This window comes from Pseudanabaena sp. lw0831, assembly GCF_016584665.1.
In the GTDB taxonomy this organism is placed as follows: Bacteria; Cyanobacteriota; Cyanobacteriia; order Pseudanabaenales; family Pseudanabaenaceae; genus Pseudanabaena.
The window spans coordinates 1-15154 of record NZ_BBJB01000026.1 but is presented as its reverse complement, the minus strand read 5'-3'; the positions used below and the strand labels follow the sequence as shown (position 1 = coordinate 15154).

At 43.7% G+C, this 15154-nt stretch carries 11 protein-coding genes and 1 pseudogene; 6 read left to right on the top strand and 6 right to left on the bottom strand.

The window, feature by feature from the left end; genetic code table 11:
- Window positions 1-180 precede the first annotated feature (180 nt).
- Window positions 181-371, bottom strand: a pseudogene (locus APA_RS05485) (type II toxin-antitoxin system HicA family toxin).
- Window positions 372-407: 36 nt separating this feature from the next.
- The gene (locus APA_RS05480) at window positions 408-572 is read right to left on the bottom strand and encodes a hypothetical protein (RefSeq protein ID WP_201321305.1); all 165 of its coding nucleotides are present in this window, start codon (window positions 570-572) and stop codon (window positions 408-410) included.
- 165 nt (window positions 573-737) lie between these two features.
- Between APA_RS05480 and carB the strand changes: the two genes are divergently transcribed.
- Window positions 738-3989, top strand: a complete 3252-nt coding sequence (gene carB, locus APA_RS05475) for a carbamoyl-phosphate synthase large subunit (RefSeq protein WP_201321304.1) — start codon at window positions 738-740, stop codon at window positions 3987-3989.
- A gap of 156 nt (window positions 3990-4145) precedes the next feature.
- Here the strand turns inward: carB and APA_RS05470 are convergent, their stop codons facing one another.
- Both APA_RS05470 and APA_RS05465 read right to left on the bottom strand, forming a co-directional pair.
- Window positions 4146-5009, bottom strand: a complete 864-nt coding sequence (locus APA_RS05470; protein ID WP_201321303.1) for an alpha/beta fold hydrolase — start codon at window positions 5007-5009, stop codon at window positions 4146-4148.
- 194 nt (window positions 5010-5203) lie between these two features.
- Window positions 5204-5971, bottom strand: a complete 768-nt coding sequence (locus APA_RS05465; RefSeq protein WP_201321302.1) for a sulfite exporter TauE/SafE family protein — start codon at window positions 5969-5971, stop codon at window positions 5204-5206.
- 213 nt (window positions 5972-6184) lie between these two features.
- Here APA_RS05465 and APA_RS05460 point away from each other — a divergent pair, with 213 nt between their 5' ends.
- The 4 genes from APA_RS05460 to prmC all read left to right on the top strand — a co-directional run bounded on the left by APA_RS05460 (window position 6185) and on the right by prmC (window position 9959).
- Window positions 6185-6829 carry a CHRD domain-containing protein gene (locus APA_RS05460; protein ID WP_201321301.1) on the top strand — a complete coding sequence of 215 codons (645 nt, stop codon included), beginning with the start codon at window positions 6185-6187 and terminating at the stop codon, window positions 6827-6829.
- A gap of 419 nt (window positions 6830-7248) precedes the next feature.
- Window positions 7249-8832 (top strand): phosphoglycerate dehydrogenase, encoded by a 1584-nt coding sequence (gene serA, locus APA_RS05455; RefSeq protein WP_201321300.1) that lies wholly within the window; start codon window positions 7249-7251, stop codon window positions 8830-8832.
- Between the two features lie 55 nt (window positions 8833-8887).
- Window positions 8888-9037 (top strand): hypothetical protein, encoded by a 150-nt coding sequence (locus APA_RS05450; protein WP_201321299.1) that lies wholly within the window; start codon window positions 8888-8890, stop codon window positions 9035-9037.
- Window positions 9038-9080: 43 nt separating this feature from the next.
- The gene (gene prmC, locus APA_RS05445; protein ID WP_201321298.1) at window positions 9081-9959 is read left to right on the top strand and encodes a peptide chain release factor N(5)-glutamine methyltransferase; all 879 of its coding nucleotides are present in this window, start codon (window positions 9081-9083) and stop codon (window positions 9957-9959) included.
- A gap of 111 nt (window positions 9960-10070) precedes the next feature.
- On the opposite strand, the gene APA_RS05440 is transcribed toward prmC, so the two are convergent.
- Both APA_RS05440 and APA_RS05435 read right to left on the bottom strand, forming a co-directional pair.
- Window positions 10071-10574, bottom strand: a complete 504-nt coding sequence (locus tag APA_RS05440) for a Tic20 family protein (RefSeq protein ID WP_201321297.1) — start codon at window positions 10572-10574, stop codon at window positions 10071-10073.
- A 77-nt stretch (window positions 10575-10651) separates the two neighbouring features.
- Window positions 10652-11161 carry a Tic20 family protein gene (locus APA_RS05435; protein WP_201321296.1) on the bottom strand — a complete coding sequence of 170 codons (510 nt, stop codon included), beginning with the start codon at window positions 11159-11161 and terminating at the stop codon, window positions 10652-10654.
- 322 nt (window positions 11162-11483) lie between these two features.
- Between APA_RS05435 and APA_RS05430 the strand changes: the two genes are divergently transcribed.
- Window positions 11484-15154, top strand: a 3671-nt coding sequence (locus APA_RS05430) for a magnesium chelatase subunit H (protein WP_201321295.1), incomplete at its 3' end; no start/stop codon positions are given.

The following is a 15154-nucleotide window of genomic DNA, read 5'->3' as shown; positions in this document are numbered from 1 at the left end:
CCCGCCGCCATATTTTTGGGTTTTATGTGGATCATTTTTTCTGTGCAGATCCCTTACGCAAATAAACAATGACGATCTCCAAACTCATGGATTTCGATGTAAATGCTTTGTTCCAAAAAACTTTTTGCTCAATCAAAAACAAAGGAAATTGAAACATTGAAACATTGACCGACTCATCAACTAAAACTTTGGGATAATTCCTGATTGCTTACATATTGCATTCGCAGTAACCCGATCGATTGTCCGATGTCTCTATAAATCGGAATTGTTTTGATATAATTTGTGCAAATAGAATGATTTCCTCCCTCCCTAAGCAAGTAAAATCCATTCTCTTCAAAATATTTCACCAGATCACTACGTTTAACTGACATAACTAAACTTCCACAGGAATCTGCTCGATCAAAGATTTACCCGAAGGAATCTCTTGATACCGATGCACCCATAGGTTTGCCTGTGGTTGTCCTATCCAAAACAAAAATCCCTGTACTTCTTGGGTTGAATATTGCCGAAATCTGAAACTTTTCAGTACGCGACAACTGACCAACTTGAGTCAATAATTCAATGTTTGTCATAACCCACCATTGCCATTGTTTTCACGTTTTAGCACCACCTCAATCCTTGAGAGATATAGAGTTGCTTATTAGCCAGTAAAACAATTAGCATCATGCGCTACATACTAAGCGATCGCCATGACGCTATAAAATGTATTGCGAGTTACCTAAGAAATACAAGATTATATGCCCCGCCGTACTGACATCCAAAAGATTTTATTGATTGGCGCTGGCCCAATCGTGATCGGGCAAGCCTGCGAATTTGACTACTCGGGAACCCAAGCCTGTAAGGTTTTACGGGACGAGGGCTACTATGTGATCCTAGTTAACTCCAATCCTGCGACGATCATGACCGATCCCGCCACCGCCGATCGCACTTACATTGAGCCGATTACGCCCGAAGTTGTTGCCCAGATTATCGAGAAAGAGCGTCCTGATGCCATCTTGCCAACTATGGGCGGACAAACAGCGCTAAATACGGCGGTGGCTCTTGCGAAAATGGGTGTTTTAGAAAAATATGGCGTTGAACTAATTGGCGCAAAACTAGAAGCGATCGAGATGGCCGAGGATCGCAAATTATTTAAAGAGGCGATGGAGCGGATCGGCGTTGCCATGTGTCCATCGGGCTTAGGGACAACTATGGAAGAATCCCGCGCGATCGCCCAAGAAATTGGCTCGTACCCCCTAATCATCCGTCCTGCCTTCACGATGGGCGGTACTGGTGGCGGTATTGCCTATAACCAAGAGGAGTTTGAAGAAATTTGTGCCTCTGGGCTTGAAGCAAGTCCTGTATCGCAAATCTTAATTGAGCGATCTCTGATTGGTTGGAAAGAGTATGAGCTGGAGGTGATGCGCGATCTTGCCGATAACGTGGTGATTATTTGCAGCATTGAAAACATCGATCCGATGGGTATCCATACGGGCGACTCGATTACGGTGGCTCCCGCTCAGACCCTGACGGACAAAGAATATCAGCGCTTGCGTGACTATTCGATCAAGATTATTCGTGAAATTGGGGTTGAGACGGGCGGCTCAAATATTCAGTTCTCGATCAATCCTGAAAATGGCGATGTGGTCGTGATCGAGATGAATCCTCGCGTGTCCCGTAGCTCGGCGCTTGCCTCCAAAGCCACAGGATTCCCGATCGCCAAATTTGCGGCGAAACTAGCAGTTGGTTACACGCTAGATGAAATTTCCAACGACATCACCAAGAAAACTCCTGCTAGCTTTGAGCCAACGATTGATTATGTAGTTACCAAGATTCCTCGCTTTGCCTTCGAGAAATTCCCTGGATCTGAGCCAGTACTAACTACTCAGATGAAGTCGGTCGGGGAAGCGATGGCGATCGGGCGCACTTTTCAGGAATCTTTCCAGAAGGCATTGCGTTCGCTTGAAGTTGGACGTTTTGGTTTTGGTGGCGATCGCGAAGAAGTGCTACCCGATCTCGAAAAAATCAAGTACAGTCTGCGGGTTCCTAATCCCGATCGCGTTTTCTCGATTCGGGATGGATTTTTGTCAGGTTTATCGGTGCAAGCGATTTTTGAACTAACCAATATCGATCCTTGGTTCTTGCAAAAAATGCGTGAGATCACCGATGTGGAACTTTCGATCAAAGGTCGGAAGCTCGATAGCGTCAAAAAAGAAGAGATGCTGGAAACTAAGCGCATGGGCTTTAGCGATCGCCAGATTGCTTATCTGACTGGTACAAACGAAGATGTAGTTCGCGCCTATCGTAAAGATTTGGGTGTGATTCCTTCCTATAAGACTGTTGATACCTGCGCGGCTGAGTTTGAAGCGCTCACTCCCTATCACTATTCGACTTACGAAGAAGAATCAGAAATTCTACCTTCCACAAAGCGCAAGGTGATGATTCTTGGTGGTGGACCAAATAGAATTGGACAAGGGATTGAATTTGATTATTGCTGCTGTCATGCTAGCTATGCTTTGCAGGCCGCAGGTTTTGAGACGATCATGGTTAACTCTAATCCTGAGACTGTTTCCACCGATTACGACACTAGCGATCGCCTGTATTTTGAGCCATTGACCCGCGAAGATGTATTGAACATCATCGAAGCAGAACAGCCTGAAGGTGTGATCATTCAATTTGGTGGACAAACTCCGCTCAAACTTTCGGTTCCACTTTTGAAATATCTGCAAGATACAAATTCGACCACTAAGATTTGGGGAACTTCGCCCGACTCCATTGACATTGCTGAAGATCGCGAACGTTTTGAGGCAATCTGTCAAGAAATTGGTATCCTACAGCCAAATAATGGCTTAGCCCGTTCTGAAGAAGAAGCCGTAGCGATCGCCCAACGTGTTAGCTATCCCGTAGTCGTTCGTCCTAGCTACGTTCTCGGCGGTCGTGGCATGGAAGTCGTCTACTCCGATGCCGAACTCGAAGACTATATGCACCGAGCCATGATCATCGAGCCAGAACATCCTGTATTAATCGATCAATTTTTAGAGGGTGCGATCGAGGTTGATGTGGACGCGATCGCTGATCAACTTGGCAATGTCACCATCGGCGGCATTATGGAGCATATCGAAGAAGCAGGGATTCACTCTGGCGATTCCGCTTGTTCGATTCCGACTTTCTCACTACCTCCTGAAGTTCTTGCCACCATTCGCAAATGGACAATTAGCCTTGCTAAATCGCTAAAAGTAATTGGCTTGATGAATATTCAATATGCAGTGCAGTTGAATAACAACAACCTCAAGGAAAGCAAAGTCTTCATTCTTGAAGCCAATCCTCGCGCCTCGCGTACCGTTCCCTATGTCAGCAAAGCGATTAATGTACCTCTTGTAAACTATGCTTCGCGAATCATGGCAGGGGCTACTCTTGCCGAGCTAGGCTTGACTGAAGAGGTGATTCCCAAACATATTTCGATTAAGGAAGCTGTACTTCCATTTGCTAAGTTTGCAGGAACTGATACAATTTTGGGACCAGAGATGCGATCGACTGGTGAAGTCATGGGCATCGATACTGAGTTTGGACGCGCTTTTGCGAAAGCCCAAATCGCAGCGGGAACTCATCTGCCACTAGAAGGAACTGTGTTTATTTCGGTCAACGATCGCGATAAAAGCGGTATTTCTACGGTTGCTGAAGCCTTTATCGAACTTGGGTTTAAGGTTGTTGCGACTGAAGGTACGCACAAAACCCTTCGCCGCAACAGCATCGAATCGAAACAAGTTCTCAAAGTTCATGAAGGTCGTCCGCACATTGGTGATTCAATGAAAAATGGTCAAATCCAATTGATTGTTAATTCACCGAGTGGCGAAGAAGCGAAAACCGATGGCAAGATGATCCGTCGCACAGCGATGGCTTATAAGATCCCTGTGATTACGACATTGGCTGGAGCAAAAGCCGCGATCGCAGCTATAAGGTCTTTGCAAACTGGAGGTATTTCTGTAACAGCACTTCAGGATTACGCTTAGAGAAGGGGAGCTATGCTCCCCTTCTCTAAGTGTAAAAAAGCCTCGCTAAGCGAGGCTTTTTTGCTTGTAAATCTTCCCCAAACCCAAAAGAGAGCTACGGCGCTTTGCGCCGTAGCTCTCTTTTGGGTTTGGGGTTTATGCCTTGCGGCAGCTAGATTACAGACAAGACGAGGTAACAGGTTTTGCTAATAAATCCAACAAAAGCCTATGTAGTAGATTTGTCTGCTCCAGCATTGCCATATGTCCACAATTAGGAAACTCAAAGACATTCTCCCCATATCCATTAAATGAATAATGAAAACTAGCAAGATGATTTACATATTTTGGTTCCATAATAGTGTCATTTGCGCCAGCTACAAAATAAATGGGTTGTCGCAACTTCGAGACGATTTGCGGTAGCTTATGAACTTCCTGCTCACTAGTAGAATCCAGTAAAGTTCCTTTTGCCGCTTGATATTTAGCAGACACAAAATCGATCGCTCTTTGTTTACCCCAAGACCGATCCAAAGGATACTTGACACTGTCTTTAGCAAATTGAAGATGAACTAGGGGTAAATTTTGCAGCCATTTGGGACGTAATTTTAAAATAATTTTGCCTGCTGTCCGAAACTTCTCAAACTCTTCTTTGATATAAATACCGCCGCCTGCATTTAGACAAACAACACCCAAAATCCGATCGCTAAATAAATTTGCCCCCCATAAAGCGATCGCTCCACCAAGAGAATGCCCCACCAACCAAACCTGCGAAAGCTCTAAACGATCAAGTAACTCTTCTAAATCCCTTGCATAGCTAATTAACGAATAGTCGTCGCGATCGCCTATTTCAGAAAGACCAAACCCCCGTAAATCATAGGATAAGCATTGAAAATCAGGTTGTAACTGACTAATCAATGGCTGCCAATAAGCCTGACTGAGCATCCAACCATGCAAAAAAGCGATCGTTGGAACTTGCTTTTTAGACTGTGTAGGAGTCGTAAGGCTATAACTATGTTTTGCTCCTTGAATGATGACACTAGACATATAGAGAAAAGCCTATAGTTGCCGACAAAATGCGATCGCTGCTCCGATCATATAATAAGACAAGGAGCTTAAGCCCCTTGTTCCACAAAGCTCGCAATTCTCATTATGAAACCGATGTTGGATTCTTCAGCGTCGTAGACGCTGAAGAATCCAACATCGGTTTTGAGGAAAGTCTGCCATAGCGGCGATTTTGTTTAGATGAGCCAACTCTTGATAAAAAAGTACAGCGTCATCGCCGAACCAACACCAATCACAAAACGCTTGACTACAATCGGGGCAATCTTTTGGACATAGTAAGCACTGATATATCCGCCAATAGCAGCACCGATCGCCGCGATCGTACCCTCTTGCCAAAGAATCACCCCCGCATTAACAAAGGGAATCACGATTACCGCATTAATACAACTTGTAAGCATAGTCTTATAGGCGTTCATCCGATGGATATTAGTCATCCCCATCAGCGCAAAAGTAGCTAGAAACAAAATCCCCATCCCACCGCCAAAAAAGCCTCCATAAATAGCTACAACTAATTGCAAGATAATAATTAAAACTGATCGCAATTTTCTAAGCTTAGCGAATCGGGATTGCTGTAGCTCAAGCCACATCGTCATTTTATTACTAAAAGCAAAAGCTAATGTTGCCGTCAGTAGTAAATATGGCAAAACCTGCAAAAAAGTTGCAGATGGAGTTCTGAGGAGCAAAATTGCCCCTAAAAGCCCTCCGATCGCTCCCAATATGCATACTTGAATTAGCGATCGCTTATCCTTGTCAAATTCACGGCGATAGGCTCCAGCACTGGCTAATGTGCCAGGTAATAAGGCGATCGCATTGGTGGCATTAGCAGTTATTGGCGGAATACCGACAAACATGAGCACAGGAAACAAAATAAAACTGCCTCCCCCTGCGATGCCATTGATCCCACCCGCTAATAACGCTGCCCCAAAAATTAGCAAATACTGCATATTTAACGATATATATACTGCCTTCTCATTGAATAATTAGTGGTGTTCGGCAAAGCCGCGCACCACTAATTATTCAATGTATAACACCAATTCTCACGGTGGGAAGGGAGTATGTCATGGTAACGATATAATACGATTGAATCCAAACCCAATTTTTAGACGTAAGTACATCTAGAGAAAACAAACCAATCCACTAAATCGGGAAACAATAATATGGTTCAGGTTTTTAGGAAATATCAGAAGTTTTTATTTAGTATTGTTCTTGGTATCACTATCTGTTTACTTGCGATAAATATTAGTACCCCAGCTCAATCTCACAACCTCGCGCCCAAAGTCAATAGTTCGCAGCTAATTAATACCTCTATTAGTTTAGCAACCTATCAACAGCAAGCCGAGGCTGAACTGTTTTCTCAAGGCAATTTGATTAGCCAAGGTGCTAGTTTCACTCGATTTGCTGCAATATTGTCAGGAGCTGAGGTTTACCCGAACCCAGCAACAACGAATGCCTCAGGAGTGCTTGGAGCAGCCTTGATCGGCGATCGATTAATTGTGCGTGGCAGTTTTTATGGTTTAAATAGCCCCCTACGTGACTATGCTACTGATCCTGTAGTCCCTCCCAATCCAAATATTACTTCAGGTGTACATATTCATAAAGGAGCTGCTAATGCTAATGGACCTTTCCAGTACGCCTTGCAAGTGCAAGTTAATTCAGATGGTGTAAGCGGTAATGTCAAGGGCGAATATAAGCTAACAGATGAGCAACTCCAAGCTCTTAATAGTGGTGGCTTATATGTTGATATTCACACCAAATCTAATCGTGCTGGTGAGTTGCGCGGTATCTTAAACGCACAGTCGTAAAACTAAAAAGCTGATGGGTTGCTAAGCAACCCATCAGCTTTTTAGTTTTAGAGTTAACTATATTCAGCAATACAGGGTGAAAGCCAAAACCCAAAAGAGAGTTGCGGTGCTTCGCACCTCAACTCTCTTTTGGGTCTTACAGTAATTTCTTATCAAACGAACAAATAAATATTTTGAAAGTGTTGCTTTGCAACACTTTCAAAATATTTATTTGTTCGGGTTTGAGCGCAAAGCGCTGTATGTAACGTGGGAGCGTTCATTTTTGCTTTAATATTATTAATGTAAGCAATTATTGTCGTCTTAGGGTGTCTAAGCTGCGTTATATCTAGCGTTTATCTTGCGTTGATTCAAGGTCGTTTAGGATTTAGAGCGTAGCCGCAAACCTTCCGCTATAGGCACTGGTACATTTTTTAATCGTTATGCCCAAAGTTCTCGTTTCTGACCCCATCGATCAAGTTGGTATCGATATCCTCTCTCAAGTCGCCACCGTTGACGTAAAAACAACTCTCAGTCCAGAAGAATTAATTCAAATTCTTCCTGAGTATGATGCGATCATGATTCGCTCTGGCACAAAACTCACCAAAGAAGCTGTTGAAGCTGGTAAAAACCTCAAAATCATCGGTCGTGCTGGTGTTGGGGTCGATAACGTAGACGTTCCTACAGCCACAAGGATGGGGATTGTCGTTGTTAATTCACCTGAAGGCAACACGATCGCAGCAGCTGAGCATACCCTCGCGATGATGATGTCACTATCGCGCTTCATTCCAGCCGCTAACCAATCCCTCAAGGGTGGCAAGTGGGATCGCAAGAGCTTTACTGGTGTTGAGGTTTATAAGAAAACCCTTGGTATTCTTGGCTTAGGCAAAATTGGCTCTCATGTTGCCACGGTTGCCAAATCTTTAGGAATGCGGATTCTCGCCTACGATCCATTCTTGACGGCTGAACGCGCTGAAAAACTCGGTGTACATCTGGTTGAGCTAGAAATTTTGTTGCGTGAGGCTGATTACATCACGTTGCATTTACCGAAAACTAAGGATACACAGCATTTAATTAATGCCGATCGCATCGCAATCATGAAAGATGGCGTGAGAATCATCAACTGCGCTAGAGGCGGGATCATTGATGAAGTTGCGATCGCAGAAGCAATCAAAAGCGGCAAAATCGGCGGTATTGCCCTCGATGTATTTGAAAATGAGCCTCTAGAAGCAGACTCAGGTTTACGCGAACTCGGCGCAAACGTGATCTTGACACCACACCTTGGTGCATCTACCGAAGAAGCCCAAACCAATGTGGCTGTAGATGTAGCTGAGCAAATTCGCGATGTTTTGCTCGGTTTACCTGCGCGATCGGCCGTAAATATCCCTGGTTTACGTCCCGATGTATGGCAAAAACTCAAGCCTTATCTCCAACTTGCCGAAATGTTGGGAAATCTGGTTGGACAATTGGCTGGTGGTCGTGTTGATAGTCTCAATGTTAAGCTCCAAGGTGAAATCGCCAACAGCGAAAGTCAACCAATCGTCGTAGCTGCTCTCAAAGGTTTGCTTTCTCCTGCTTTGCGCGAACGAGTTAACTTTGTCAATGCCAGCATCGAAGCTAAAGAGCGTGGTATCCACGTCACTGAAACCCGCGATCCTTCGGTTGAAGATTACAGTGGCTCAATTCACCTAACAGCTCATGGCAGCCAAGGCGAACAGTCAGTAACGGGCGCATTACTTGGCAAATCAGAAATTCGGATTACCAGCATCAATGGCTTCCCAATTAACGTCGCACCTACCCATTACATGTTGTTAACACTTCATCGCGACATGCCAGGTATCATCGGCAGAATCGGTTCGTTGCTTGGCAGTTTCAATGTGAATATTGCCAGTATGCAAGTCGGTCGTCGTATGGTTCGTGGCGAAGCAGTAATGGTTTTGAATATTGACGATCCATTGCCTAGTGGGTTAGTTGATGAAATCGTGCATATTCAAGGTGTAACCGATGCTTTTGTGGTAAAGCTATAGTTTAGATGGTGGCGCAATGCGTTACCCTATGAACTAAATTTAGCGGGTATGTATTATGTCAACTGCAAAACCATATATTTCTTCGGAAAAGTATCGTCAAATGTTGGTTCGTGATGGCGATCGCCGTTTTCAAGAGTGGCATAATAGCTTCCTCAGTTACCAACGGGCTTATCTGGAAGACTTGAATAAACGTAAAGCAAAATAAAGAAAAGGCTCGCTATGCGAGCCTTTTCTTTAGGGATATAAGTATGAATTTTTGGGAATGGTACGATCGCAATTTTCTAGCGGCTAAACAACATGATGTAACTATATACGAACTTGATTGGTTAGTTTTACGGCTAACTTCCTTAGATAAATTGGACTTAAGATTGCGATCGCCAAATATATCTCAAAAAATTACACCTGAAACATTAACTAATCTCGATCAACTTTGGCAAAAGCGCTTAAGCGATCGCATTCCTGTACAGTATCTTTCTGGCTCTGTAACATGGCGCGATTTAGAGTTACAAGTCTCACCTGCCGTATTAATTCCTCGTCCTGAAACCGAATTAATCATTGATATTGTTGCTGATTTTGTTAGCAATAATGGTCAAGACAAGATTTATGAAAATGGGATTTGGGCAGATTTAGGAACTGGTAGCGGAGCGATCGCGATCGCATTAACTAAACATTTTCCTCAAGCCCAAATTCATGCAGTTGATTTTAGTAAAGCGGCTCTAGAAATCGCCCAGATTAATGCTGATAATAACGATCAGAAAATATATTTTCATCATGGCAGTTGGTTTGAGCCATTAGCCAAGCAAAATCTCCAAGGAAAAATTATGGGAATAGTTTCAAACCCACCTTATATTCCCAGCATTGAAGTTTTAAATTTGCAACCAGAAGTCACCAATCACGAACCACATTTGGCGCTAGACGGTGGTGATGATGGACTTGAAGCAATTCGCGAGTTAGTTAATACGGCACCAAAATATTTAATCTCAGACGGCTTTTGGATCGTCGAACTAATGGCAGGTCAAGCAGAAATAGTGCGATCGCTATTACAAGCAAATGGTAACTATACAAATATCCAAATACATCAGGACTACGCAGAAATTGCAAGATTTGTATCTGCTCAGACTAATTAAAATGTAGAATCACGGATTAGACAGATTAACAGATGACACGGATTTTTAGATGTGTAAATTAATTAAAAATCCGTGAAATCCAATAATCCATTTAATCCGTGATTCTGCATTTTAACGTACTTGCATATATGCAACATCAGAAATCAAAGGAATTTTATCGGCATATTTTCCAAGCACGCATTGAAATACTGAATATATAAATGCAGCAGTTATACCCAAGAATGTAACACTTGCAATAATTTGCAACATGAAAGTGAAGAATTCAAGTTGCCCTAAAGCTACTTCCAAAATCTGAGTTAATGCTCCTACGAGAGCAACAATAATATCTAATAGTAAAGCTTGCATAGCATTGAATCGTATAAAGTGGTTTACTTTATAGCTTCTAACTACAAAAATAAATACGCAGATCCAAACAACAAAACGAATAGAGATAAAATCAATAATTGAAATAGATAGAATTTGATTCAGTTTAAAAACTGGAAAAAATGCAAAAAACAATGGAGGGAATTGAACAAACAAAAATGCCCCAAATATAACTACTGCTGCGATAGGTAGTAGGTAAGGCAAACAGGCATATAACCGATCTAAATTATTGACTGAACTACGTCGTACCATAAATCATTGTGTGTTTTTAAATTGATTGAATGTAATCGGTTCAGTCTATAGATCCAAACCTTGACAAGCTTTTTATTTTATAATTCGCACTGAAATGATGCGGCTTGGGAAAGAGTAGGGATATCAGAATATTCACCTTTAATGCTTTGATAAATGGCATAACCAGCTATTAGCGTCGTGCCAATAAATATTGTGTTGCCAATGGTTGCACTGATTACTGATGGTAAGCCATTGCTAGATAACTGTTGGACGATTTGAAAGAAAAGCTGAGCAATAAATAATACAATTTGCATTAACAAAGCTTGCATTGTATTGAAGCGAATAAAATGGGGAACACGAACATCTCTTACTATCAAAAAGAACAACCCCATAAACAGAAAAAATTCGCCTGTCAAACCAAGTACAGGAACTAGTGGAAATGCTAAAACATTTCCATACAACCAAATAAACGGAAAAAATGGAAGCACTAAGAGTGGGAACTGTTGAAATAAGACAGCCCCATAGATTACGCCAGCCGATATGGGTAATAAGTAAGGCAAGCAACTATAAAAGCGATGCAGAGGTACTACAGATTGCTGCAATGTCATAACGATTTCCCCTAAATTCTGGGCTTTTACTGGATCTATATGGATTCGATTTTAGCTTAAGACTCTTCAAGAGGTTTAAAAAATATTTACATTTTGTCGTCATAAAGCTCAAGAAATGTAACGAAATGTAAACAAATCAATTTCAAATTATTGCATTTATTGCCCAAAATCAACCACTGCAATGGTTGTCTGGTATTAAATAGTGAGTAGGTATAAATCTTTAATTGCTATTTGTTACGTTATGTAACAGTTTGAGCAACAAATAACGAATCAGCCAAATTTAAAATCCCAAAAAATCAGGACTGTAATTTAAGGAGACTGCATGTTCACTTCTGCGCCACCGATCGCATCGTTATCTAGTAGACGTATCATTCCCGAAAATCTACAGGGTCGGGTCTTAATGAAGTTGGTCTATGTAGTGCTTGAACCTCAATATCAGAGCGCTATGTCGGCGGCTGTAAAGTCAATTAATAAAAATAATCCTAACCTTGCGATCGAGGTGAATGGATATTTAATCGAGGACATTCGGAGTCCTGAAAATTACGAAGCGTTTAAAGAAGATATCGCAAATGCTGATATTTTCATTGCATCACTAATTTTTATTGACGATCTCGCCACAAAGATTGCCCTAGCTGTTTCACCCCATCGAGATCGCCTAGCCGCTTGTGTGGTATTCCCATCGATGCCAGAGGTGATGCGCCTGAATAAAATGGGCAGCTTCAGTATGGAAAATCTGGGGCAGTCCAAGAGTGCGATCGCGCAGTTTATGCGTAAGCGCAAAGAAAAATCGGGGAGTTCTTTTCAGGACAGTATGCTCAAGGTTGTGCAGACCTTGCCCAAGATTCTCAAATACATGCCGATGGACAAGGCGCAGGATGCTCGCAACTTTATGTTGAGCTTCCAATATTGGCTCGGCGGCTCGACTGAGAATCTGGAAAATTTCTTGTTGATGCTTGCCCAAAATTATTTACCCAGCGTCAAGGCAAGAGCTAAAGAAACGGGTTCGGCAAATCTGATCATTAAAGATCCTGTCACATACTTGGAAAAGGGGCTTTGGCATCCACTTGCGCCAAAAATGTTCGAGACTACGGGTGATTATTTAAACTGGTTTAACGCTCGCGAAGATATTTCTGATGACATGAAAGATCCCCTCGCGCCATGCGTGGGCTTGTTGATGGCACGGACTCACCTTGTTACAGGCGATGACGCGCATTATGTGGCGATGGTGCAAGAATTGGAGTCTCTTGGGGCGCGAGTAATTTCTGTATTCAACGGGGGCTTGGATTTCTCCAATGCTGTGGAAGAATATTTTTACGATCCAAAACAAAAGGATCGGGCGATCGTTGATAGTGTCGTTTCGCTTACAGGCTTCGCTTTAGTTGGGGGACCAGCCAAGCAAGATCATCCCAAGGCAATCAAGGCACTCGAAAAGCTCAACCGTCCCTACATGGTGGCTTTACCGCTTGTATTCCAAACTACCGAAGAATGGCAAGATAGCGATCTTGGTTTGCATCCTGTCCAAGTTGCTTTGCAAGTTGCTTTACCAGAGCTTGATGGTGGACTCGATCCGATTGTGCTTTCGGGTCGCGATAGTATGACTGGTAGATCTCATGCGATCGGCGATCGCCTTGAAACTATCGCAAACCGTGCAATCAAATGGGCTAACCTCCGCCGTAAGCCTCGTCACGAGAAGAAACTCGCGATCACGATTTTCAGTTTCCCACCCGATAAGGGCAATATTGGAACAGCCGCTTATTTGGATGTTTTCTCTTCCATTCATAAAGTTGCCGAAGCTCTTGGTAACAATGGCTATGATGTTCAAGGATTGCCCAAGACATCCCACGACATGATGCAAGATATCTTACATGATGCTGAAGCGATGGTCGGCAGCCCCGAATTGAACGTTGCTTACAAGATGTCTGTGCCTGAATATGAAGCGAATACTCCCTACGTCGATCGCATTATCGAGCAGTGGGGAGCCGCCCCTGGGCATCTGAACTCCGATGGACAGAACTTGCTGATTTACGGTAAGCAATATGGCAATCTATTTGTCGGTGTGCAGCCAACCTTTGGTTATGAAGGCGATCCCATGCGTTTGCTCTTTAGCAAATCTGCATCTCCGCACCACGGATTTGTAGCTTATTACACCTATCTCAACCATATCTGGGGAGCCGATGCTGTCCTTCACTTCGGTACTCACGGCTCAATGGAATTTATGCCAGGAAAGCAAGTGGGTATGTCGGGCGAATGTTTCCCTGATAGCCTGATTGGTGCGCTACCAAATATCTATTACTACGCCGTTAACAATCCATCGGAAGCCACGATCGCTAAACGTCGCGGTTATGCCACGATCATCAGCTACATCACTCCTGCTCCTGAGAATGCTGGCTTGAGCCGTAATTTGCAAGAACTCAGCGAACTGATTGCTTCTTACAAAGATTTGCGAACGGGAAGTCGCGGTATCCAAATCACCAACACGATTATGGATAAAGTGCGCTTGGTGAATCTGGATAAGGATGTGGAACTTCCTGACACCGATGCGAAGGAGATGGATCTAGAGGGACGCGATAACGTCATCGGTCAGGTTTATAACAAACTGATGGAAATCGAATCGCGGGTTCTGCCCTGTGGTCTGCACATTGTCGGCGAACCTCCTAAAGCTGAAGATGTCACCGATGTATTAACCAGCATCGCCAGCTTCGATCGCCCCGAAGACAAGATGAAATCTTTGCTGCGGATCATGGGTGAATGTATTGATCGCGATATCGAACTGCTATACAAGTCCAGCGACAAAGGCATTTACGCTGATGTGGAACTGTTGGCAAATATTCGGGTGATCGCGAACAAAGCCGTTGGTGCATTAGTCAAAGCTAAAGCCGATGATGATGGCAAAGTTTCCAAACTCTCGGTTCTCAACTTCTTTAAAATGGGTAAAACCGAACCTTGGATCGAAGTGTTCCAAGATAATGGTTATGCCAATATCAATAAAGATGACATCAAACCTCTATTTGAGTTCCTAGAGTTCTGTCTCAAACAAATTGTTGCCGACAATGAACTTGGTGGTCTAATTCGCGCCCTTGAAGGCGATTATATTTTGCCTAGCCCAGGGGGAGATCCAATCCGCAATCCTTTGGTGCTGCCCACTGGCAAGAATATGCACGCTCTCGATCCTAACTCGATCCCTACGAGTGCCGCAGTGCAAGCAGCTAAAACTGTTGTCGATCGCCTCTTAGAGCGTCAGCGTCAAGACAACAATGGAGTCTATCCCGAAACGATCGCCGTCGTCCTCTGGGGAACCGACAACATCAAGACCTACGGCGAATCCCTCGCGCAAGTTCTCTGCATGATCGGCGTGAAGCCCATGCCTGACGCTCTTGGACGCATCAATCGTTTAGAGCTAACACCTCTCGAAGAACTGGGCAGACCCCGCGTTGATGTGGTTGTTAACTGCTCTGGCGTATTCCGTGACTTATTCGTGAATCAAATGGACTTAATCGATCGCGCCGTGAGAATGGCAGCCGAAGCCGATGAGCCTTTGGAAATGAACTTTGTCCGCAAACATGCGATCTCCCAAGCAGAAGAGTTTGGCTTAACCATCAACCAAGCTGCTACTCGCGTATTCAGTAACTCATCGGGTTCCTATTCCTCCAACGTTAACCTCGCTGTGGAAAACAGCACATGGGAAAATGAGGAAGAATTGCAACAGATGTATCTATCGCGCAAGTCCTTCGCCTTTGGTGGCAATGTTAGCAACACTCAACAGCGTCAGATTTATGAAGCCTCACTGAAGACCGTTGACATGACCTTCCAAAACTTGGATTCGTCAGAAATCAGTCTCACCGATGTATCCCATTACTTCGACTCTGACCCTACGAAGCTCGTTGGCAGTCTCCGTAAGGATGGCAAGAAACCTGCCTCCTTTATCGCCGACACCACGACAGCTAATGCTCAAGTCCGCACCCTGACTGAGACTGTCCGCCTCGATACCCGCAC